18 protein-coding genes and 1 pseudogene are annotated in these 21,290 nt (G+C 65.9%); 4 read left to right on the top strand and 15 right to left on the bottom strand.

Annotated features, from left to right (window positions below; all coding sequences use genetic code 11):
* Nucleotides 1-58: 58 nt before the first annotated feature.
* Complete coding sequence (locus AC1TXO_RS03610; protein ID WP_486405079.1) at nucleotides 59-976, top strand: LysR family transcriptional regulator; 918 nt, start codon at nucleotides 59-61, stop codon at nucleotides 974-976.
* A gap of 156 nt (nucleotides 977-1,132) precedes the next feature.
* Here AC1TXO_RS03610 and AC1TXO_RS03605 read toward each other — a convergent pair whose 3' ends face one another.
* The 3 genes from AC1TXO_RS03605 to AC1TXO_RS03595 are packed head-to-tail and all read right to left on the bottom strand — an operon-like array spanning nucleotide 1,133 to nucleotide 2,857.
* Nucleotides 1,133-1,765 (bottom strand): hypothetical protein, encoded by a 633-nt coding sequence (locus AC1TXO_RS03605; RefSeq protein ID WP_486405078.1) that lies wholly within the window; start codon nucleotides 1,763-1,765, stop codon nucleotides 1,133-1,135.
* Nucleotides 1,758-2,408, bottom strand: a complete 651-nt coding sequence (locus AC1TXO_RS03600; protein WP_486405077.1) for a hypothetical protein — start codon at nucleotides 2,406-2,408, stop codon at nucleotides 1,758-1,760. Before AC1TXO_RS03600 ends, AC1TXO_RS03605 begins: the two co-directional genes overlap by 8 nt.
* On the bottom strand, nucleotides 2,405-2,857 hold the full coding sequence (locus AC1TXO_RS03595; RefSeq protein ID WP_486405076.1) for a hypothetical protein: 453 nt from the start codon (nucleotides 2,855-2,857) through the stop codon (nucleotides 2,405-2,407). The genes AC1TXO_RS03600 and AC1TXO_RS03595 overlap by 4 nt, the downstream gene beginning before the upstream one ends.
* Nucleotides 2,858-3,035: 178 nt before the next feature.
* On the opposite strand from AC1TXO_RS03595, the gene AC1TXO_RS03590 reads away from it, so the two are divergent.
* Entirely contained in the window at nucleotides 3,036-3,980 is a 945-nt protein-coding gene (locus tag AC1TXO_RS03590; RefSeq protein WP_486405075.1) for a helix-turn-helix transcriptional regulator, read from the top strand.
* Nucleotides 3,981-4,111: 131 nt separating this feature from the next.
* On the top strand, nucleotides 4,112-4,573 hold the full coding sequence (locus tag AC1TXO_RS03585) for a hypothetical protein (protein WP_486405074.1): 462 nt from the start codon (nucleotides 4,112-4,114) through the stop codon (nucleotides 4,571-4,573).
* Between the two features lie 232 nt (nucleotides 4,574-4,805).
* On the opposite strand, the gene AC1TXO_RS03580 is transcribed toward AC1TXO_RS03585, so the two are convergent.
* From AC1TXO_RS03580 to AC1TXO_RS03530, 11 genes and pseudogenes are all read right to left on the bottom strand, one after another.
* Entirely contained in the window at nucleotides 4,806-6,230 is a 1,425-nt protein-coding gene (locus AC1TXO_RS03580) for a gamma-aminobutyraldehyde dehydrogenase (RefSeq protein WP_486405073.1), read from the bottom strand.
* Between the two features lie 35 nt (nucleotides 6,231-6,265).
* Nucleotides 6,266-7,072 carry an ABC transporter permease gene (locus AC1TXO_RS03575; RefSeq protein ID WP_186711580.1) on the bottom strand — a complete coding sequence of 269 codons (807 nt, stop codon included), beginning with the start codon at nucleotides 7,070-7,072 and terminating at the stop codon, nucleotides 6,266-6,268.
* Entirely contained in the window at nucleotides 7,062-8,012 is a 951-nt protein-coding gene (locus AC1TXO_RS03570) for an ABC transporter permease (protein WP_486405072.1), read from the bottom strand. Before AC1TXO_RS03570 ends, AC1TXO_RS03575 begins: the two co-directional genes overlap by 11 nt.
* A gap of 1 nt (nucleotide 8,013) precedes the next feature.
* Entirely contained in the window at nucleotides 8,014-9,039 is a 1,026-nt protein-coding gene (locus AC1TXO_RS03565; protein ID WP_486405071.1) for an ABC transporter ATP-binding protein, read from the bottom strand.
* A gap of 266 nt (nucleotides 9,040-9,305) precedes the next feature.
* Nucleotides 9,306-10,451, bottom strand: a complete 1,146-nt coding sequence (gene ydcS, locus AC1TXO_RS03560) for a putative ABC transporter substrate-binding protein YdcS (RefSeq protein WP_486405070.1) — start codon at nucleotides 10,449-10,451, stop codon at nucleotides 9,306-9,308.
* A gap of 83 nt (nucleotides 10,452-10,534) precedes the next feature.
* Nucleotides 10,535-11,992 (bottom strand): gamma-aminobutyraldehyde dehydrogenase, encoded by a 1,458-nt coding sequence (locus AC1TXO_RS03555; protein ID WP_486405069.1) that lies wholly within the window; start codon nucleotides 11,990-11,992, stop codon nucleotides 10,535-10,537.
* 131 nt (nucleotides 11,993-12,123) lie between these two features.
* A complete protein-coding gene (locus tag AC1TXO_RS03550; RefSeq protein WP_486405068.1) occupies nucleotides 12,124-13,035 on the bottom strand; it encodes a LysR family transcriptional regulator in 912 nt (303 codons plus the stop codon).
* Between the two features lie 176 nt (nucleotides 13,036-13,211).
* Nucleotides 13,212-14,327, bottom strand: coding sequence for a methyl-accepting chemotaxis protein (locus AC1TXO_RS03545; protein ID WP_486406782.1), 1,116 nt, complete (start codon nucleotides 14,325-14,327; stop codon nucleotides 13,212-13,214).
* Between the two features lie 60 nt (nucleotides 14,328-14,387).
* Nucleotides 14,388-14,831: pseudogene (locus AC1TXO_RS03540) on the bottom strand (MCP four helix bundle domain-containing protein); the annotation flags it as partial.
* Between the two features lie 139 nt (nucleotides 14,832-14,970).
* A complete protein-coding gene (locus AC1TXO_RS03535; protein ID WP_486405067.1) occupies nucleotides 14,971-16,494 on the bottom strand; it encodes an MFS transporter in 1,524 nt (507 codons plus the stop codon).
* 179 nt (nucleotides 16,495-16,673) lie between these two features.
* Complete coding sequence (locus AC1TXO_RS03530) at nucleotides 16,674-17,621, bottom strand: LysR family transcriptional regulator (RefSeq protein ID WP_486405066.1); 948 nt, start codon at nucleotides 17,619-17,621, stop codon at nucleotides 16,674-16,676.
* A 101-nt stretch (nucleotides 17,622-17,722) separates the two neighbouring features.
* Here AC1TXO_RS03530 and AC1TXO_RS03525 point away from each other — a divergent pair, with 101 nt between their 5' ends.
* Nucleotides 17,723-18,937 (top strand): cation:dicarboxylate symporter family transporter, encoded by a 1,215-nt coding sequence (locus AC1TXO_RS03525; RefSeq protein ID WP_486405065.1) that lies wholly within the window; start codon nucleotides 17,723-17,725, stop codon nucleotides 18,935-18,937.
* A 614-nt stretch (nucleotides 18,938-19,551) separates the two neighbouring features.
* Here the strand turns inward: AC1TXO_RS03525 and AC1TXO_RS03520 are convergent.
* Nucleotides 19,552-21,144 carry an argininosuccinate lyase gene (locus tag AC1TXO_RS03520; RefSeq protein ID WP_486405064.1) on the bottom strand — a complete coding sequence of 531 codons (1,593 nt, stop codon included), beginning with the start codon at nucleotides 21,142-21,144 and terminating at the stop codon, nucleotides 19,552-19,554.
* Between the last annotated feature and the right edge of the window lie 146 nt (nucleotides 21,145-21,290).

Below are 21,290 nucleotides of genomic sequence, written 5' to 3'. Positions count from 1 at the left end.
ATTTGCGTAATCCAGCGTTCATAAATGCCGAACGCCTCTGCTACGACAGGACCTCCCCATGCACTTCGACCTGGCTGACTTGCGGCTCTTCATCCACATCGGCGAATCGCCGAGCCTCACCCAGGGCGCACGCCGTGCGTTCCTCTCCCCGGCTGCGGCCAGCGCGCGGATCAAGGCCCTCGAGGCGCAGCTCGACACGCGCCTGCTGTACCGCGACAGCCGTGGTGTGGAGCTGACCCCCGCCGGTCAGAAACTGCTGACCCACGCGCGGTTGATCATGCGCCAGGTGGATTACCTCAAGGCCGAATTCACCCAGTTCGGCACCGATTCGGCCGGGCACATCCGCATCTTCGCCAACACCACGGCGGTGACCGAATTCCTCCCCGAGGTGCTGGCCGGTTTTCTTGCCCAGCGGCCGGGGGTGACGGTCGACCTGCAGGAGCGGCTGTCACGCGACATCGTGCGCGGGGTGCTCGATGGCAGCAGCGACATGGGCATCATCGCGGGGCCGGTGGAGGCGGCCGGGCTGCAGGTGATGCGCTTCAGTACCGACCGCCTGGTGCTGATCGTGCCGGCCGCACATGAGTTGGCCGGGCGTCGGCAGGTGACGCTCAAGCAGACCCTGGCCTACCAGCATATCGGCCTGCATGACGGCAGCACGCTGCTGACATTCCTGCGCGATCACGTCGAGCGTATCGGCCAGAGCCTGGCGCTGCGGATCCAGATGTCGAGCTTCGAGGCGATCTGCCGGATGGTCGAGGCGGGGGTGGGGATCGGCATCATTCCCGAGTCTGCGGCGGTACGTCACAGCCACACCATGAACCTGGTGACCATCGCTTTGGACGAGCCGTGGGCGGTGCGTGAGCGCAGCATCCTGGTGCGTGAGCTGGATGCGTTGCCGGGGACGGTACGGGCGTTGATCGCGACCTTGATGCCGCAAGCGGATGGCACCGACACTGACGGTGTTCGCAGTTGATCCGGTGGGAGCGACTGTCTTGCTCAAAATCCAAGGGCCAGCCCGCTCCCACAGGGATTTGAGCTGGACTTTCAATTTTGAGCAAGACAGTTGCTCCCCCAGGAATTGGGCTGGCCTTCAGATTTTGAGCAAGACAGCGGCCCCCACAAAGGCCCTTCAGGCTCGTACACCCAACTGTCCCAGCGTGCGCCGCGCCTGCGCCGCTTCCATGCAGGCATAGAGCCTGTCGGTCAGGGCCTGCAGATCGATGCGGCGCCCGTCCACCTTCGGTGTGCACAGCCACACCTTCACCCGCAGCCCTCCCGCCACCGGCCAGGCATCCGGCGCCGCCAGCGACTTGAAGCAGGCAGGCGCAAGCACTGGCGCACGGCTGATGGCGGCCAGCGAAAACACCAGCGTCGTGCTCAGGTGACGCTGCTCGATCTCGAATCCATCGAAACAGTACAACGGCGTCGGCGCCTGTGCGTTGGCGAACAGCAAGCCATCGTCGTCCAGGCGCAACACCTGCTGGCCATGCCGGCGGCGAAGCCCTTCGGCAAAGGCCAGGCCGACCATCCCAGCGACCGCCAGCACGCCCCCCGGCGCCCACAGCAGCCATTGCCCGGACAGCATCTGCCACTGTGCGGGCAAACTGACCAGCCAGCCTCCGACGAGCAGCAGTGCAACAGCCAGCAGCGCACAGGCCAGCGCCTTGCCGCGCGAGCACTCGGTCACCGCCCAGGGTTCGCAGGGCGCATCCGCCTGGGCCTGGAGCCGGGCCAGCAAGGCCTGCCTGTCGGCGTCAGCCATGAACCTGCAGGGCATCGAGCTGCTGCTGGGCGCAGGCGGCGTCGCGGTAGGCGCCGAGCAGCGCGGCGATCTCGTCGCAATCCAGCTTGCGTCCGCCGGTCATCAGTCCGGCAGAATGGATACGCACATGCGGTTCAGGCTTGTTCAGCGACATGGCCTGGTTGCCGAACACCTGGAGCCTGGCGACGTGGTGGGTGGGCAGTTGGGCATGAGGGTCGAGCGTGAGCTTCTGCAGGGTCAGCAGCCCTTCGTCCTTGACCAGGATGTCCTGCACCTCGGCCATTTCGATCGGCGCGTCGAGCGTGTCGACGAACAGCTGGCGGCGGGTCAGGCGCATGAACACATGCTTGCCCGCGTCCCGGTGCTGCCAGGTGACGAGCGCCATGACCAGGGTCAGGAAGGCGCCGCACACCACCAGGCCGGTACGGCCCATGTTCACGCCCATGGCCAGCACGCCCAGCGACACCAGCAGCATGACCGGCCCCCACAGGCGGTAGCGCCGCGAGTTGGTGAACTCGGTCTGCTCCGGCACCCGCTCGATCACCTGGCGCAGCTCGGCGATCACCCGGTCGCGCTGGGCAGCGCGGGACTGGCCGTATTCGTCGGGGGAAATGGACGGATCAGGGTGGTGTGACGTGGTCATGGCTTGCTCGGTGCGGTGTTGAGGTAGTCGGTGAGGAACGCCTGGGCGTTGCCCTGCTCGGACAGGGCCTGCGAGTAGCCGATCTTCAGCGCCTGGGCTTCGCCGGGCAGGTACAGTTCGCTGGCGCTCCAGCTGTCCGAGCCCTGGATCACCAGCGCCGCGAACTTCTGGCCGTCGACCGTGGTGTAGTAGCGGGTCAGCTTGTCGGTCTTCTCGACCTTCATCTTCTGGATGCGCATGTTCCAGTCGTGGTCGACACCCTCGACCTGCACCAGCGCCTCGTTGGCGCTGCGTTCACCGATGCGCAGGGTCCAGACCTTCACGCCCTGCTCGCCGGCATAGGCCACGACCTTGTCGGCCACCGGCGGACGCTCCTCGGCCTGGGCCATGGCGCCCACGAGCGCCAGCGCTGCGACCATGCCGGCCGCCCATCTGCGATGAATCGACATCCTGCTTGCTCCTCGAAATTCTGGGGGCCCTGTATTGAAAGGGGCGTGCGCCAGCCTGCCAACCGGCCTGGCCGCTGCGCACAACAAACAGGCCGTCGCGCACAATGGCTGACGCCCGAACCGTGTTCGCGTTAACATCCGCCGACATGCCGCAACAGCCAATGGACAGGCGCCACCGATGGAACGCTGGACTCCTTACCTGGACATGCAGTTCAGTTTCGATCGCCCAGGCTCGCTGGCCCAGGCGGGCGTACTCGACAGCGCCGCCAGCCGCGTCATGGGCAGTGCGATCGGTCACTATCGCGCCCACACCCTGCGCGCGCACCTGCAGTACTTCGATTGCGACCTGCAGTTTCCCGAGCCCCTGCGCATCCACAAGGTGCTGCCCGACAGCCTGTGCCTGGTGCACATGCTCAGCGGCCAATGGCAGCACCGGGTCGACGGCCGGCTCAACCACTACCTCACCGGCAAGACCCACGCCCTGGGCCTGAGCGAGCACATGGAAGCCTTCGACCGGCTACCGGCCGGCAGCCATGCACGCATGGCCGGGCTGCGTGTCGGCGCCGACTATCTGCGCGAGCTGGCCGAGGAAGACCCTCAGTTGCAGCCCTTGCTCGGCTTGCTCGAAGACGGCATGCGTTTCACCGACTTCGAGCGCTGCCCTGCCCTGGGCCGCATGCTGGAGCAACTGTATCACTCGCCCTACCACGGCACGCTCAAGCGCCTGCACCAGGAAAGCCTGAGCCTGGGGCTGCTGGTGGAACTGGCCGCACACCTCGGCGGCCGTGCGCAGGCACCGACGCCGACCGTACGCGGCCAGCGCGACCTGGCCCACGAAGCGCGGCGACTGCTCGACCTGGAACTGACCGACCCGCCCGGCAGCCTGGCCCTGGCGCAACAACTGGGCGTGGGTGAAACCACCCTGCGCCGCGCCTTCGCCAAGGTCTTCGGCCAGTCGATGCTGCAGTACCTGCGCCAGCAGCGCATGGAACTGGCGCGCACGCTGCTGCTGCAGCGCAAATGGCAGGTGGCGCAGATCGCCTACCGCCTGGGCTATGCCAATCCGGCCAACTTCAGCAACGCCTACAAGGCCTACCACGGCCATCCTCCAGGCGCGGAGTGAGCGCCCCGGTTGTGAAAGCTGTGGCCTGTTGTGAATCGTTGTGAAGGCCGGCCGTACTAGCCAATTGCCCATGCTACCGTCCGGAGCCGTCATCAAGACGACCCTCCATTTCCGTTTCGGGAGCAGCGCCAATGTCTACCATCACCCCCGCTGGTAGCGGGTCCAACACTCCAAAATCCTCGAGCTCGGCGTTCGACAACCGTCTGGACACCGCCAAGTCGAGCCAGACGATCGCCGACTACATGCGCCAGACCGGCAAGTCGGCGATCACCAAGGACGAGCTGGACAAGCTCGCCGACAACAAGTCCGGCAACGTGCCGGCCGATGTCTCGGATGCCGCGAAATACATGCAGCGCCACCCGGATGTGTTCACCGCCATCGAAACCCACGACGTGCCCGGCGCCGACAACCTGTCCGGGGTGTGGAACTTCGACTGGGCAGCCAAGGGCGGCCTGGCCGGCACCCCGACCGACGCCATCGCCAAGATGCAGGAGACCTTCGACCTGGCGATCGAGAAGTCGGCGAAGATCACCGAAGTGACCACGGGCAAGAAAGCCGAGCTGGATGCGACCAAGCAGCGGCCGAGCAACTGATTCGGGCTGTGGCGGGTTCTCCCCTGTTGCAACTCGATACCTTGCAGGAGCGGGCTTGCCCGCGAAGCAGTCACCGCGGTGCATTGCCAGGGCTTCGCCCTGGTTCGCGGGCAAGCCCGCTCCCACAGGAATTGGGCTGGCCTCTAGATTTTGAGCAAGACAGTGCCCCCACAGGTCTGGACTGCCCCCAAAAAGTTGGACACAAATCCAACTCTTGGGGGGCAGTCCAGGATCAGTGCTTGATCATCACATGCCGGATGGCGGTGTAATCCTCCAGCCCGTACATCGACATGTCCTTGCCGTAGCCGGACAGCTTCACCCCGCCATGGGGCATCTCGCTGATCAGCATGAAGTGGGTGTTCACCCAGGTGCAGCCATACTGCAACCGCGCCGCCAGCCGGTGCGCGCGCCCGACGTCCTGGGTCCACACCGACGACGCCAGGCCGTAGTCCGAATCGTTGGCCCACTCCAGTGCCTGGGTCTCATCGCTGAATTCGGTCACCGACACCACCGGCCCGAATATCTCACGGCGCACCACTTCATCGTCCTGCTGCGCGCCGGCCAAAACCGTCGGCTCGAAGAAGAACCCCGCCCGGTCGGCTCGCTTGCCGCCAGTGGTGACCTGGATATGCGGCACCTGCCGCGCCCGCTCGACGAAGCCGGTGACCCGCTCCAGGTGCTGCTGGGTGATCAACGGTCCCAGTTCGGTCTCGGGATCGTCCTGCTCGCCAATGCGGATGCTCGCCACCGCCGCCGTGAGCTTGTCGACGAAGGCCTTGTACACGCCCTTCTGCACATACAGCCGGCACGCCGCCGTGCAGTCCTGCCCGGCGTTGTAGAAACCGAACGCGCGGATGCCTTCGACCGCTGCATCGATATCGGCATCGTCGAAGATGATCACTGGCGCCTTGCCGCCCAGCTCCATGTGCATGCGCTTCACACTGTCGGCAGTGCCGGCGATGATGCGGCTGCCGGTGGCCACCGAACCGGTCAGCGACACCATGCGCACCTTGGGGTGGGTGGTCAGCGGCTCGCCCACGCTCGGGCCTCGGCCGAACACCAGGTTGACCACGCCCGGCGGGAAGATGCCCGCGATCAGCTCACCCAGACGCAGGGCGGTCAGCGGTGTCTGCTCCGATGGCTTGAGCACCACGGTATTGCCCGCCGCCAAGGCCGGGCCGAGCTTCCAGGCGGCCATCATCAGCGGGTAGTTCCAGGGGGCGATAGAGGCGACTACGCCCACCGGGTCGCGGCGGATCATCGAGGTGTGCCCCGGCAGGTATTCACCCGCCGCCGAGCCCTGCAGCACGCGGCTGGCTCCGGCGAAGAAGCGGAACACATCGGCCACCGCCGGCAGTTCGTCGTTCAGCGCAGCCTGGTAGGGCTTGCCGCAGTTGTTCGACTCCAGCCGCGCCAGCTCCTCGGCGTGCGCATCGATGGCATCGGCCAGCTTGAGCAACAGCAGCGAACGATCCTTGGGGGCGGTCTGGGACCAGCTTTCGAACGCCGCGTCGGCTGCACGCACGGCGGTGTCGACCTGGGCCGGCGTGGCTTCGGCAATCTCCACCAGGGTGGTGCCCAGCGCCGGGTTGAGCACGGCGAGCGACTCGCCTTCACCGGCGACCAGTTGGCCGTTGATCAGCAGTTTGGTTTGCATGAAGCGCTCCTTTTCTCAGGTTCTTGTTCGCGTGTTCACTTGCCGCTGCCGGCAACACCTTCGCCACCTTTGGTCAGGTAGTAGGCGCCAAGGATCGGCAGCATGGTCACCAGCATCACCAGCATCGCCACCACGTTGGTCACCGGCACGTCGCGCGGGCGACCGAGCTGGTTGAGCAACCAGATCGGCAGGGTGCGCTCGTGGCCGGCGGTGAAGGTGGTGACGATGATCTCGTCGAACGACAGGGCGAACGCCAGCATGCCACCGGCCAGCAGCGCCGAGCCGAGGTTGGGCAGGATCACGTAGCGGAAGGTCTGCCAGCCGTCGGCCCCCAGGTCCATCGAGGCCTCGATCAGGCTGTGCGAGGTGCGCCTGAAGCGGGCGATGACGTTGTTGTAGACGATCACCACGCAGAAGGTCGCATGGCCGACGACGATGGTCATGAAGCCCGGTTCGATGCCCAGGGTCTTGAACGCCGAGAGCAACGCGATGCCGGTGATGATGCCGGGCAAGGCGATCGGCAGGATCAGCATCAGCGAGATGCTCTCCTTGCCGAAGAAATCACGCCGGTACAACGCAGCTGCCGCCAGCGTGCCCAGCACCATGGCGATCAGCGTGGCCAGGGCGGCGATCTTCACCGACAGGGTCACGGCATCGAGCACATCCTGGCGGGCGAAGGCCACGCTGAACCAGTGCAGGGTGAAGCCCTGCGGCGGAAAGCTGAACGCGGCGTCTTCGGTATTGAAGGCGTACAGGAAGATGATCAGGATCGGGAAGTGCAGGAACACCAGCCCTCCCCACGCTGCCAGTTTCAAGCCCCAGGACGCTTTTTCAGAGTGCATCGAAGGCCCCCAGGCGTTTGACGATGGACAGGTAGACGGCGATCAGCACGATCGGCACCAGGGTGAAGGCCGCAGCCATGGGCATGTTGCCGATGGCGCCCTGCTGGGCGTAGACCATGCCGCCGATGAAGTAACCGGGCGGGCCGACCAGCGACGGCACGATGAAATCGCCGAGGGTGAGGCTGAAGGTGAAGATCGAGCCTGCGGCGATGCCGGGCACCGACAGCGGCAGGACCACCTGCATGAAGGTCTGGCGCGGCTGCGCACCCAGGTCGGCCGAAGCCTGCAGCAACGACGGCGGCAGGCGCTCCAGCGAGGCCTGGATCGGCAGGATCATGAACGGCAGCCAGATGTAGACGAACACCAGAAAGCGCCCCAGGTTCGAGGTCGACAAGGTGTTGCCGCCCACCCCGGGCACGCCCAGCAGCAGGTTCAGCAGCGGCTCAAGGCCCAGGTGCTGGACGAACCACATGGCCACCCCGCCCTTGGCCAGCAGCAGGGTCCAGGCGTAGGCCTTGACGATGTAGCTGGCCCACATCGGCAGCATCACCGCGATGTAGAAGAACGCCTTGGTCTTGCCGCTGGTGTAGCGCGCCATGTAGTAGGCGATGGGGAACGCCAGCGCGGCACTGGCGATGGACACCGCCACGGCCATCAGCACCGTGCGCTGGATGATGTCGAAGTTGGCCGGGGTGAACAGCGCGGCGAAGTTGGCCCAGGTCAGGCTCGGCGTCACCGTCATGGTGAAGTCGTCGAAGGTGTAGAAGCCCTGCCACAGCAGGGTCAGCAGCGAGCCCAGGTAGATCGCGCCGAACCACAGCAACGGCGGCACCAGCAGCAACGAAAGGTACAGCGTCGGCTTGCGGTACAGCAGGTTGGACAGCCCGCGCAGGGCGCCATGACGGGCGACCGGCGCGGTGGCATCGAGGGTCAGGCTCATCTCACAGGCCCTCGCTCAGCGCCACCATGGCCTCGCGCGACCAGCGGGCAGTGACGCGCTGGCCCGGCTGATGGCTGACCGGGCCGTCGCCCCACTGGCTGTTGGCCTGGCTCAGGCTCAGGTGCTGGCCATTGTCCAGGCGGATCTCGTAGCGGGTCGCGGCGCCCTGGTACTGGATATCGTGCAGCAGGCCGCTGACCTCGACCTCGCTGGCTCCCCGCTCGCCCTGGGCGAAACGGATATGCTCGGGGCGAATGGAGAACGGCCGGGCATCACCGATCAGCTGGCTGGCGAACTCGCCGCGCAGCACGTTGGAGGTGCCGACGAATTCGGCGACGAAGGCGGTGGCCGGCTTCATGTACAGGTTGCGCGGGGTGTCGACCTGCTCGATGCGTCCCTTGTTGAACACCGCGACGCGGTCGGACATCGACAGCGCTTCGCTCTGATCGTGCGTGACGAAGATGAAGGTGATGCCCAGTTGGCGCTGCAGGCGCTTGAGTTCGCCCTGCATCTGTTCGCGCAGCTTGAGGTCGAGCGCACCCAGCGGCTCGTCGAGCAGCAGCACGCGCGGGCGGTTGACCAGCGCGCGGGCAAGGGCTACGCGCTGGCGCTGGCCGCCGGAAAGCTGCACCGGCTTGCGCGTGCCATAGCCGCCGAGGGCGACCATCTCCAGCGCCTGCTCGGCACGCTGCAGGCGCTCGGCCCTGGCCACGCCCTTTACCTTCAGGCCATAGGCGACGTTGTCGAGCACGTTCATGTGCGGGAACAGCGCGTAGTCCTGGAACACCGTGTTGACGTCACGCTGGTAGGGCGGCAGGCCGGCGGCTTCGAGGCCATGGATGCGGATCGAGCCGGCGCTGGGCTGCTCGAAACCTGCGATCAGGCGCAGGCAGGTGGTCTTGCCCGAGCCCGAGGGGCCGAGCATGGAAAAGAACTCACCGTCCTGGATGTCGATCGACACCTGGTCGACGGCCTTCACCTCGCCGAACTGGCGGGAAACCTGGGTGAACTCGACGGCTGGGGACATGGCGGGGCTCCGGGGCTGGAAGTTAACGGGGGCGGACCTTCGGGAGTGGCCTTTATGGGAGTGGCCTTCATGGGAGCGGGCTTTGTGGGAGCGGGCTTGCCCGCGAACACCGGCAAAGCCGGTGCCATTCACCGCGGTGTTCTTTTCGCGGGCAAGCCCGCTCCCACAAAGTGGACTGCTCCCACAAAGTGGACTACTCCCACAAAGTCCGCCCCCACAGAGGCCGCTGCCACAAAGGCCGCTGCCAGCTCTCACAACAACCAGGCCTAGCGCCCGCCCATGATCGCGATGTAGTCCTGGGTCCAGCGGCTATAGGGCACGAACTTGCCGCCCTCGGCCTGCGGGGTCTTCCAGAAGGCGATCTTGTCGAACTGGTCGAAGCCGTTGGTCTTGCAGCCCTCGGCGCCCAGCAGCTCACTGGCCTTGCAGCCCTGCGGCACCGCCGGCAACGAGCCGAACCATGCCGCCACATCGCCCTGCACCTTGTCCTGCAGCGACCAGTCCATCCACTTGTAGGCGCAATTGGGGTGCTTGGCCTCGACATGCAGCATGGTGGTGTCGGCCCAGCCGGTGACACCCTCCTTCGGGAACACCGTGGCAATCGGCTGGCCCTCGGCCTTGAGCGCGTTGGCCTGATACGGCCAGGCGCTGGAGGCGGCGACGCCCTCGTTCTTGAAGTCGCTCATCTGTACCGTGGTGTCGTGCCAGTAGCGGTGGATCAGCGCGTGCTGCTTGCGCAGCAGGTCGAGCACAGCGGCGTACTGTTTCTCGTCGAGCTGGTACGGATCGGTAATGCCCAGGTCAGGCTGGGTCGCCTTGAGGTACAGCGCCGCGTCGGCGATGTAGATCGGCCCGTCGTAGGCCTGTACACGGCCCTTGTTCGGCTTGCCGTCGGGCAGGTTCCCGGCCTCGAACACCGCCTTCCAGCTGTCTGGCGCGGTAGGGAAGACCTTGGTGCTGTACATCAGCAGGTTCGGGCCCCACTGGTAAGGGGTGCCGTAGGTCTTGCCATCGACGGTGTACCAGGGCGCGTCGTGCAGGCGCGGGTCGAGGTTCTTCCAGTTGGGGATCAGCTTCGGGTCGATCGGCTGCACGCGCTTGCCGTAGATCAACCGCAGCGAGGCATCGCCAGAGGCGGTGACCAGGTCGTAGCCGCCCTTGGCCATCAGGCTGACCATCTCGTCGGAGGTGGCGGCGGTCTTGACGTTGACCTTGCAGCCGGTGTCCTGCTCGAACTTGCTGACCCAGTCATAGGCCTTGTCCGACTCGCCGCGCTCGATGTAGCCCGGCCAGGCGACGATATCGAGCTGGCCCTCGCCCTTGCCGACTTCCTTCAGGGCTTCGGCGGCCTGGAGGCTGCCACTGGCCAGGAGCGCGGTGGCGAGCCCGCTGAGCAACGCTGTCTTGTACATCGTTCATCTCCCAAATTGTTCTTTCTATTGTCGGGGCAGTATCAAGCGAACAACGTCCCTGGCGGTGCCAGCGGATTCTTGTGTCAATCGAGCAGCTCGCCGTGACGCGCCATGATGTGGCGCACCACGCTGTAGTCCTGCAGCGAGTCGCTGGACAGGTCCTTGCCATAGCCGGAGCGCTTGAGCCCGCCATGGGGCATCTCGCTGGCCAGCATGAAATGGGTGTTGATCCAGGTGCAGCCGTACTGCAGGCGGTTGGCGATCTGGAAGGCCTTGTCGAGGTTCTGCGTCCACACCGAGGAGGCCAGCCCGTATTCGGAGTCGTTGGCGCAGTCCAGGGCCTGGGACAGCTGTTCGAAGCGGGTCACGGTGACCACCGGCCCGAACACTTCGCGCTGGACGATCTCGTCCTGCTGGCGGCAGCCGGCCAGCAAGGTCGGCTGGTAGTAGAAGCCGGGGCCCGAATGCACCGCGGCACCGGTCACCCGTTCGATATGGGGCTGGCCCAGGGCGCGCTCGACGAAGCTGGCCACGCGGTCGCGCTGGCGGGCGCTGATCAGCGGGCCGATCTCGTTGTCGGCGTCTTTCTTGCGGGCAAAGCGGATGCTGCCCACCGCGTCGCCAAGCGCGGCCACCAGGCGGTCGTGGATGCCGGCCTGGGCGTAGATGCGGCAGGCGGCGGTGCAGTCCTGCCCTGCGTTGTAGTAGCCATGGGTGCGAATGCCCTGGACCACGGATTCCAGGTCGGCATCGTCGCAGACGATCACCGGCGCCTTGCCTCCGAGCTCCAGATGGGTGCGCTTGAGCGTGCGCGAAGCCGCCTGGAGGATCTTCTGGCCGGTGACGATATCGCCGGTCAGCGACACCATGCGCACCTTGGGGTGACCGACCAGGTGGCTGCCGACCGCCTCGCCGCCACCGCAGACGATGTTCAGCACGCCTGCCGGCAGGATATCGGCCAGCAGCGGCGCCAGCGCCAGGATCGACAACGGCGTGTGCTCAGAGGGTTTGAATACCAGGGTGTTGCCGGCGGCCAGGGCTGGCGCGATCTTCCATGCCGCCATCATGAGTGGGTAGTTCCAGGGTGCGATCGACGCCACCACCCCCACCGGATCGCGGCGCACCATGCTGGTGTGCCCGGCGACGTACTCGCCGGTGAGCTGGCCCTGCTGACAGCGCACGGCGCCGGCAAAGAAACGGAACACATCGGCGGTGGCGGGAATGTCGTCCTGGCGCGCCAGGTGCAGGGGTTTGCCGCAGTTAAGCGCCTCGAGACGGGCGAGCAGGTCGGCATTGGCGTCGATGACATCGGCGATGGCCAGCAAAGCCGCAGCCCGCTGCGCCGGGGTGGTACGCGACCAGCCGGCAAAGGCGCGCTGGGCCGCCTGTACTGCAGTCTCAAGCTGTTCGAGGGAGGCTTCGCCGACACTCAGCAGCACCTCGCCGGTCGCCGGGTTGACGATAGGCTCGACCAGCCCCTCCCCGGCAACCAGGTGGCCATCGATCAACTGCGCGCTGTACAGCGGAAGACTGGTGGGCATTTTCGGACTTCTTCTTTTTTTCGTGTCGTCGTGCATGGCGCCTCCGCTGTGGGTCGGGCGCGTCCACTTGAAACGAGACTAGGACCCGACAGCCAGCTTCACAAATTCTAAATATTGAAAGTCTCGTTCGGTTAAATCGATACCTTGCGCTGGCTGCCCTGCCCCCTGGCCAATGTCAGGAACGGGTCCACCAGCGGCGTGCGTGCCGTGCCCCGGCGCCAGGCCAGGCCCACGTCAAGGGTCTCGTTGAGGTCGGCCAGAGGGCGGGCTTCGATGATGTCGCCTTCCAGCGACCAGGGGCGGTAGGTCATGTCGGCCTGGATCGACAGCCCGAGGCCCGCCGCCACCAGACTGCGCACCGCCTCCACCGACGCGGTGCGCAACGTGACCTTTGGCGTCAGCCCCGCACGGCTCCAGATGCGCTGGGTGTGCAGGCCCATTTCATCGGCGTTGAGCTGGATCAGCGGCTCGCCCGCCACATCGGCCAGGCTGATGCTGTCGCGCTCGAGCAGCGGATGGCGCGGCGGCAGCCACAGGCGGTGCGGCGAGTGGGTGAGCACTTCGGTCTGCAAGGCGTGGCGGTCTTCGAGGTTGGACAGGATCAGCACACCGACATCGATCTCGCCGGCAACCAGCAGGTGCTCGATGTAGGGCCGTTCGTCTTCCACCACGCGGGTGTGCACGTTGGGGTAGGCGTGCTGGAAGCGGGTGATCAGGTCGGCCAGGTAATAGCCGGCGACCAGGCTGGTGACGCCGATGGTGAGCTGGCCGTCGACCTGGTCGGTGCTCTGCTGCAGGCTGCGCTTGGCGTTGTCCACGGTGGCCAGGATCAGGTGCGCCTGGCGCAGGAACTGGTGGCCCTGGTGGGTCAGGCTCATGCCCTTGGCGTGGCGGGTGAACAGGGTCACGCCGATCTCGTCTTCCAGTTGCTGGATGGCCTGGGTGAGGGTCGACTGGGAGATGAACACCGCCTGCGCGGCGGCGGAGATCGAGCCGGTTTCGGCCACGGCGATGAAATGGCGGATCTGGCGCAGGGTCATCATGCGGAAAAACACCTGTTGTTTTTTCCGCAGTATGGTTTATCGAAAGGGTGGTTGAGCGTTCTTTTTTATCGAACAGAGTTGAGGGCTGTGTTGGCCTTTTCGCGGGTAAACCCGCTCCTACAGGGATTGCTGTGGGAGCGGGTTTACCCGCGAAGAGGCCGGGCCTGGCGGAACTACTACCCGGCAGTCTTGAAGAAGCCCATCCGGCTGCCCAGGGCATCCGCCAGCTCCAGCAGTTCCTGGCTGTCCCCGGCCAGGCGCGTGGAGCCTGCGTGGGCATCGCGCGAGGAGGCATGGATGCGGTTGATGTCCTGGCTGAGCATGCTCGCCGCCACATCCTGCTGCGACGAAGCCGCGGCGATCTGGTTGTTCATCTGGCTGATCGCTGCCACCTCGCGACGGATCTCGTTCAGCGAACGCTGCGCGACCTGGGTACGCTCGACCGTGTCCTGCGCCAGCTCGCGGCTGTCACCGACGATCTGCGCCGTTTTGCCGGCGCCTTCCTGCAGCTTGCCGATCATGCCGCGAATCTCGCGGGTCGACTCCTGGGTGCGGTTGGCCAGCGACCGCACCTCGTCGGCGACCACGGCAAAGCCCCGGCCGAACTCACCGGCACGCGCCGCCTCGATTGCCGCATTGAGCGCCAGCAGGTTGGTGCGCTCGGCGATGGAGTTGATCACCTCGATGATGCTCTCGATGGCCTGGCTGTCGGAGGCCACCTGCAGCACCGCCTCGGTGGCCGACTCCAGCACCTGGGCCAGTTCGTGCATCGAGCTGGCGGTGCCTTCGACCACGGTCTTGCCGGCGTCCACTTCCTGATCGGCCGCTTCCGACGCCCGTGCGGCGGCAGCGGCGTAACCGGCGATCTCGTTGATCGCGGCCACCAGCTGCGACACGGCGCTGGCCATGTGCTGGGTATCGTCGCTCTGCTGCTGCATGCGCCCTTGGTTGGCAGCAGCGCCCTGGCTCATGCGGCTGGACGACGCCACCAGGTCGGTCGCCACCTGGTTGACCTGGGCGATGATCTCGGTGAGGTGACGGTTGGTGGTGCCCAGCGCACCCATCACGCTTTCCGGGTGCTGGCTGCGCACGCTCTGGTCGATCTCGCCACGGGCCAGGCCGTGCAGCAACTGCGCCACTTCCTCGGGCTCGGCACCCAGGGTCGAGCGGATGCTGCGGATGATCAGCAGCGAGGCGCCGATGCTGAGCAACGCCGCCAAGGCCGCCGCCCAGAGCATCAGGCCGGCGAAGCCGGAGGCGCTGTCACGCACGCTGCCGATGTCGCGCACCACATCCTTTTCCTGCAGGTCGATGAAGGCGTTGATGCTGCCCAGCCATTGCTTGTACGCCGGCGCCACCTGGGCCAGCAGCAACGCCTGGGCCTGTTCGAACTCGCCCTTGTGACGCAGCTCCAGCAACTGCGCGGTGGCCGCCTGGGCTGTGCGCTCGATGCCCTGGATCTGCTGCTGCAGGCGCTGCTCGTCGGCACCGGCCTGGGGTTCGCCGAGCATCTTGGCCAAGGGTGCGGCGGAGGTCTGGTAGAACTCGTCCAGGTGCTTGATATCCTGGAGGAAGCCGGCCAGTTGGCCCTCATCGTGGGTCAGCACCGCATCGCGAATGGCGATGGCGCGGTCATGCACGCTGCCGCGCAGGTTGATCGCGTAGCGCTGCTTGACCGTGGTATTGCTGGTGACCTGGGTGAGCAGCGCGTCGATCCCGCCGACCCGATGCACGCCAATCGCGGTGATGATCAACATCAGCCCGACGACCAATGCGAACCCCAGCGCCAACCGCATGGTGATGCTGATACCTCTGAACATGACTTCCTCCCCCGAGTGCATAAAAGCGTTTTGCCATCATTTTTTCACGTTTTATACCCAGAGAATGTGAAGCCTTCTAATCGCGTTGATTGATAACCACCATGAAATTAAATCATCAGGCCGTTTGTACGGCTGGCACGGGCAACGGTCGGCTCAACAGCAGCCCGACGACCAGGGCGAATACCAGGGCAGCAACGCCCGCCCAGGTCAGCACTGCCTCGAAACCGCCGATGAACGCCTGGCGCGCCAGCGGCGCGAGAGTGTCACGCAGGCCTGGATCGACCAACGCCAACGCCGCCGACAGATCGCCCGCCGCAACCCGGGTCGCCATCTCGCCCACCTTGTCCAGTTGCCCGGGCGCCGCGTCGGCAACCGCCTCGTGCAGCAATTGCCCACTGCGGCTGGCCAGGATGCCGCCGAGCACGCCGATCGCCAGGACGATCGCGCCGAAGCGCGTGGTGGTGCTCAGCCCCGAGGCCATGCCGGTGCGCTCGCGTGGCACGCAGGCCATGATGTTCTTCTGCGTGTCGCCGTTGAGCAGGCCTGCGCCCGCACCCAGTACCAGGCTGGCCAGGGCGAAGGCGGCGTAACCGCCATGGGCGGCGGCCATCGCGCACAGCAGGTTGCCTACCCCCACCAGCAGCAGGCCGACGGCAAAGATCCGCGCCGAGCCGAGCCGCGCCGACAGGCGCATGCCCACCCGCGGAGTCAGCAACATGGCCAGGGCGAACGGCAGCATGCCCGCCCCCGCCGCCAGGGCTGGAAGCTGCAGGCCGTTCTGCAGGTACAGCGGCAGCAGGGTCATCATCACCTGGGCGCAGGCGGCATAGGCGAACATCCCCAGCAGCGCGCCGATGAAGCGTCCGCTGCGCATCAGTTGCAGGTCGATCATCGGCCGCGACTGGTTGCGCTCGACCAGCACGAAGAGGAACAACAGGAACGCCGCGATCACCAGGCGCCCGAGGGTGGGGGCGCTGTCCCAGCCGACGCGGTTGGCATCGATCAGCGCCCAGATCAGGTAGCCCAGCGCCCCGGCGAAGGTGAGGCTGCCGAACGGGTCCAGGCGAGCGGCAGCGCTGTCGCGGGATTCCTCTACGCTGCGCCGGACCATGAACGCCAGCACCATCACCAGCGGCAGGTTGATGTAGAAGATCCAGCGCCAGCCCAGGGTACTGGCGATCAGGCCCCCCAGCAGCGGCGCAAAGGTGATGGTCGCGCCCATGCAGGCGCCCCAGAAGGCCCAGGCACGCAGGCGCTCCTCGGGTTCGTGGAAGCGGTGACCGATGGCCGCCAGCGCCGCGGTGAGCAGCAGCGCCGCACCAATGCCCTTGGCGGCCCGCGCCAGGTCGAGGAACATCAGCGTCGGTGCCGCCCCGCAGGCCAGCGAGGCCAGGCCGAACAGCCCCAGGCCCAGTTGCAGCATGCGTCGGCGGCCGAAGCGATCGGCCAGGCTGCCGGCCGGCAGCAAGGCGGCGGCGAAGGCCAGCAGGTAGGCACTGACCACCCATTCGATGTCGGCGAACGAGCCGGACAGGTCGCGGGCGATGCTGGGCAGGCTGACCGCGACGATATTGGTGTCGAGGATGATCAGGGCACACACCGCCGAGGCGGTGAACAGGGTGAAGCGGGCGGATGACATGACGGGGCTCCCGAGGGGGGGGATCTTCAGGGCCTCATCGCTGCGACTTGTCCCGCGATGAGGCCGGAACAGCCACCGCAAGCCTGTCGGCCAGAATCGCTTCGCCACAGTCTTTGCAGTGCTGCTACCACCCTACCCTTCCAACGCCCAGCCCTTGTTAGCCGGGTGCCGCTTTGTCATTAGCCTGGAGCTAACGCAGCACCGCTGGTTTCTCGCCGTTCACGGCGCAACTCGCTGCCCAACTCCCGCGCCAGAGCCACAAAATTCACCGCCTGCGGCGACGGGTTGTCCTGTCGGCACAGCAGGGTAATGGGCGCCGCCAGCCGCGGCCGGGCATCGCGGATCGGCCGGTAGGCCACGCTGTGCTCGTGAAAACCGCGCATCGAGGTTGGCACCACCGACACCCCGGCACCTGCGGCCACCAGGCTGACGTTGGTCAGCATGCGCTCGACCTCGAACGCCACCTTCGGCTCGAACCCGGCATTGCGACAGGCCTGCAGCAGGTTGGCGTACATCCCCGGTGCCCCCGGGCGGCGCACCAGGATGAACGGCTCGTCGGCCAGGTCCTTGAGGGCGATGGCTGCACCGCTCTCGAGCAAGCGGTGACCGACCGGCAGGGTGAGTACCAGCTCTTCGTTGAGCAGGCGATGGTAGGCGATGCCACGCGGGCGATCGACCGGGGCACGAAGGATGCCGATATCGACGCTGTCGTCGCCCACCTCGTCGGTCAGCTCCCGCGCGTTGCCCTCGTGCAAGGCGATGTCGACATCCGGGTACAGGTCGCGGTAGCGCCGGATGATCCGCGGGATCAGCGGATGCGACGCCGCCGAACTGGTGAAGCCGATCTTCAGCCGGCCTTCGATGCCCTTGGCGGTGCGCGCGGCCTTCTGCGCGCCGTTCTCCACGCGCTGCAGGATGTCCTGCGCCTCCTGCAGGAACACCTCGCCGCCGGCGGTGAGGTCGACACCCTTGGCATGGCGGATGAACAGGTCGAAACCCAGCTCCTGTTCCAGCGCGCGAATCTGCTGGCTGAGCGGCGGTTGCTGCATGTTCAGGCGCGCGGCGGCACGGGTGAAGTGCTTTTCCTGGGCGACCATGACGAAGTAACGAAGGTGACGAAGTTCCATGCAGGCTCCGGAGGCGGGTGGCGAGGGGCATTGTGGCGTATGCGCAGTCCTCGCACCATTCACGCTAGAATCGGCAAAACCAAAGAACAACAAAACTGCCGATGATCCGCAACCGCCCACGCTCCGATCTTGCCCTGCTCCTGCTCGCCCTGCTGGCCGGTGCGCTGCTGGGTGTCTGGCAGCCGGACCTTGCGGTGCAGATGAAGCCGCTCAGCGACCTGTTCATTTCCATCATCGGCCTCTGCGCACCGGTGGTGATGTTCATCCTGGTCTGCTCCAGCACCGCCGCGCTGAGCGACTACCGTTCGACGGCGCGCCTGGGCCTCAAGGCCATGGCCTATTGGCAACTGATGTCGCTGCTGTCCTTGCTGATAGGCCTGGTGGTCGCCCTGCTGCTGCGCCCCGGCGCCGGCCTGGAAAGCTCCAGCCATGTGTGGGCGGTGCCGCTGCTGGCCGGTGACGGCCCGATGCTCTCGCGCCTGCCGACCCTGCTGCTCGACTCTCTGGAGGAAAGCCCGATCCTCAAGGTACTGCTGGCCGCGCTGGTCTGCGGCCTGCTGCTGGGGCGCAGTGGCGAAACCGGCCGACGCCTGGCGCGCCAGCTCGACCGGAGCATGGCCTGGATGTTCCGCAGCATGCGCCTGATCGTCAGCTTCGCGCCGCTGGCCGCCTTCGGTGCCGTCGCCTTCATTATCGGCAAGTACGGCCTGGACGCTGCCATTCCCCTGGCCAAGTTCGTCGTTGCCGCCTACGCCGCCTGCCTTGCCTACCTGCTGCTGGTGCCGCTGCTGGTGATGCGCCTGCTCGGCTGTCGCCTGTGGCGGCTGGTGGGCTACATCAAGGAAGAACTGCTGCTGGTGATCTCGACCGGCTCGTCGGTGGCCGCCCTGCCGCGCCTGGTGGAAAAGCTCGAAACCGCCGGTTGCGACAGCCAGACCCTGCGCCTGACCCTCACTGCCGGCTACAGCTTCAACCTCAACGGCTCGAGCCTGTACCTGATGGTTGCGGTGCTGTTCCTCGCACAGCTGGGGCATATCGACCTGCACCCATCGCTGCTGGCGACCATCGTGCTGGTCAGCCTGTTCACCTCGCTTGGTTCGACCAGCGTGGCCGGTTCGGCCTTCGTCACCCTGGCGGCGACCTTGAGCGTGCTGGACATCGTGCCGCTGGAAAGCATCGGCTTGCTGATTGGGGTGGAGCGGATGATGAAGTGCCGCTCGGTGACCAATGTGCTGGGCAATTGCGTGGCGTGCCTGGCGATTGCCTGGTGGCACGGGAAGGTGGATCGGGCACGGTTGCGAGAGGTGTTGGGCTAGGACAAGCTCGCTCTCAGATAGGTGGCAGCTGTGGTGGGGTGAGAGACCGGACCAACACAGAGCAAAAGCCGGCCAGGTATAAAGCCTGCCCACACACAGCTGCCATGACAGCGTTGAAGTGCAAATGGATAGCGGGTTCTCACACCCTTCTCTTTCAAGGTGTTCGCATGTGATTGCGTGAGGGCTGACAGGTGCTTGCCTGAAGCTTTTCAGCGCCTGTGAGATCGAGCGCCGCCCGCGCGGCGCTTCGCGGGCAAGCCCGCTCCTACAGTTTGTTTCGGGCCAATGAATCCTGTGGCATTTTCGCGCGCCCCCTTTGGCGCACGGCGCGTTACCGAGTCGTACACACCAGGCGTCGAGCGCCTATGGCACAGGCATAACTGGCCCGAAACAAACTGTAGGAGCGGGCTTGCCCGCGAAGCGCCGCGCGGGCGGCGCTCGATCTCGTAGGCGCTGAAAAGCTTTCGGCAGGCACCTGCCAGCCTCTACACAAACACCTTGAAAGGCATAGCTCTCAAACCCGGTTCACCATATCTCTCGGTTGCCTGGTTTGCGGCCGCTTCGCGCCCGATCGCGAGACTAGTCGGGGCGCCGAACCGCCGCTCCCACAGTAATTACTGCCCGGCGAGCTTGTCGAAGGCCTTGTCCAGCGCCGCATCGGCATCCACCAGTTTCTGCCGATGCTGCTTCATCCAGTCCTGGTCCGCTGCCAGGCGCTTGCCCGCTTCCATCAGCATGCGCCGCACTTCGTTCGGCTGCGGCCCACCCGTGCCCTTGCGGCTCTCGACCATCGCCCGTGGCGACAGGCTGGCGCGGAAGGCGTCCTCGCTCAGCGGCAACTGGTCGTCCTGCCATTTGTACTTCTTCGCGGCCTGGGTGTAGAGCGCCTGGGCATCGGCGTAGGCGAAGTCCTTGGGCAGCGTGCCCTCGGCACGGGCCTTCTCGACGATCAGCGAGGCGAAGCTGTGACCGATGCGGAACGGCACATGGTGCTGGCGCTCCAGGGTGTCGGCCAGCTCCATCGAGGTGGTCCAGTCGGCGTCCAGTTCCTCTTCTGCACGGGCGGCATTGATCTGCAGGGCATCGAGTACCAGGTCCAGGCGCTCGAACATTTCGTTGGCCGACTTGAACAGCCCCAGGTCGTCGAAGGCGGCCTTGTAGTCGGTCATGCCGGTGGTGACGTTGTGCGCACGCACGGTGGTGGCGTTGGCCAGCCCGACCACATCGGAGGCCGACTCACGGGTGCGCATCAGCAGACCCGGGTTACGCTTCTGCGGCATGGCACTGCTGGTGTAGGTCGAACCTTCCTCGAGCAGCAGCCACGGGCGGGTCTGGTGGTACTGGGTGTGGATGTCGCCAATGATCGCGCCCACCCGAATGGCTGAGGACGAGGCGATGCCGGCGGCTTCCAGTGGAATGTCGTAGGTCGACACCTGGCTGGCATCCAGCGAGTTCTCGCGCAGGCCGTCGAAGCCCAGCAACGTGGCCAGGCGCTCGCGGTTGAGCGGGTAGCCGGAGTTGGCCAGCACCGCGGTGCCCATCGGGCTCAGGTTCAGGCGCGCATAAAGGTCGTGGATGCGCTGGGCATCGCGCTGGAACGACGCCTCGTACGCCAGCAGGTAATGGGCGTAGCTGATCGGCATGGCCTGGACGCCGTTGGTGTAGGCCGGCACCAGGGTGTCGACGTTGACCGAGGCGAGCTTGAGCAGGCGCTGGCGCGTGGTATTCAGGGCGTCACTGTAGGCCAGCACCTCGGCGCGCAGGGAGGCCAGGCGGTAGGTGGCGTACATGTCCTGGCGGCTGCGTCCGGAGTGGATCAACGAGGCCTGCGGGCCAATCTTGTCGATCATCACCTGCTCGAGTTGCAGCACGTCGCTGGGCCGCTTGCCGTCAGGCTGCTTGGCCTGATCGATGGCATAACGCACGCCGCCGGCGATCACCTTGCCCTGCTCGGCGGGCACGATGCCCTGCTCGGTGAGCATGACGATGGACGCCTTGTTGATGCGGTTGAGCCAGTCGAACTGGCTTTCCTGCTGGCCACCCTTGAGCGCGGACTTGTCCACCGTGGCGCCGATCTTGCGCGCCTGCTCGGCACATTCGGCAGTGGTCTTGCACGGCAGGTCGGCGGTGTTGGCAGCCTGGGCCGTGGCAGCGGCGAACAGGGCGTAGGCGATGGCCAGGTAGAGCGGGGTCTTTCTTGTTGTCATGGTTTCGGTTCCGCGAATGTGTCGCTCAGGAGGGGCGAACATGGCGGGATGCTAGCGGCGGGGTTTGAAGATTAAAAATATATTAAAAATATCCACTCAATACCTCTCTAATATGAGGTTTGGCGATCGCTAACCGATACTTTTTA

This window comes from Pseudomonas sp. FA117, from assembly GCF_057370475.1.
Note: the sequence above shows the minus strand (reverse complement) of the source record. Positions and strands in the feature narration are given on the sequence as shown.

Bases quoted from the DNA above. Each gene is read 5' to 3' on its own strand.
- AC1TXO_RS03580 (WP_486405073.1), bottom strand. From the start codon at position 6,230: ATGCAAACCAAACTGCTGATCAACGGCCAACTGGTCGCCGGTGAAGGC.
- ydcS (WP_486405070.1), bottom strand. From the start codon at position 10,451: ATGTACAAGACAGCGTTGCTCAGCGGGCTCGCCACCGCGCTCCTGGCC.
- AC1TXO_RS03595 (WP_486405076.1), bottom strand. From the start codon at position 2,857: ATGTCGATTCATCGCAGATGGGCGGCCGGCATGGTCGCAGCGCTGGCG.
- AC1TXO_RS03600 (WP_486405077.1), bottom strand. From the start codon at position 2,408: ATGACCACGTCACACCACCCTGATCCGTCCATTTCCCCCGACGAATAC.
- AC1TXO_RS03525 (WP_486405065.1), top strand. From the start codon at position 17,723: ATGATCCGCAACCGCCCACGCTCCGATCTTGCCCTGCTCCTGCTCGCC.
- AC1TXO_RS03590 (WP_486405075.1), top strand. From the start codon at position 3,036: ATGGAACGCTGGACTCCTTACCTGGACATGCAGTTCAGTTTCGATCGC.
- AC1TXO_RS03550 (WP_486405068.1), bottom strand. From the start codon at position 13,035: ATGATGACCCTGCGCCAGATCCGCCATTTCATCGCCGTGGCCGAAACC.
- AC1TXO_RS03530 (WP_486405066.1), bottom strand. From the start codon at position 17,621: ATGGAACTTCGTCACCTTCGTTACTTCGTCATGGTCGCCCAGGAAAAG.
- AC1TXO_RS03535 (WP_486405067.1), bottom strand. From the start codon at position 16,494: ATGTCATCCGCCCGCTTCACCCTGTTCACCGCCTCGGCGGTGTGTGCC.
- AC1TXO_RS03570 (WP_486405072.1), bottom strand. From the start codon at position 8,012: ATGAGCCTGACCCTCGATGCCACCGCGCCGGTCGCCCGTCATGGCGCC.
- AC1TXO_RS03565 (WP_486405071.1), bottom strand. From the start codon at position 9,039: ATGTCCCCAGCCGTCGAGTTCACCCAGGTTTCCCGCCAGTTCGGCGAG.
- AC1TXO_RS03610 (WP_486405079.1), top strand. From the start codon at position 59: ATGCACTTCGACCTGGCTGACTTGCGGCTCTTCATCCACATCGGCGAA.
- AC1TXO_RS03585 (WP_486405074.1), top strand. From the start codon at position 4,112: ATGTCTACCATCACCCCCGCTGGTAGCGGGTCCAACACTCCAAAATCC.
- AC1TXO_RS03520 (WP_486405064.1), bottom strand. From the start codon at position 21,144: ATGACAACAAGAAAGACCCCGCTCTACCTGGCCATCGCCTACGCCCTG.
- AC1TXO_RS03575 (WP_186711580.1), bottom strand. From the start codon at position 7,072: ATGCACTCTGAAAAAGCGTCCTGGGGCTTGAAACTGGCAGCGTGGGGA.
- AC1TXO_RS03605 (WP_486405078.1), bottom strand. From the start codon at position 1,765: ATGGCTGACGCCGACAGGCAGGCCTTGCTGGCCCGGCTCCAGGCCCAG.
- AC1TXO_RS03555 (WP_486405069.1), bottom strand. From the start codon at position 11,992: ATGCCCACCAGTCTTCCGCTGTACAGCGCGCAGTTGATCGATGGCCAC.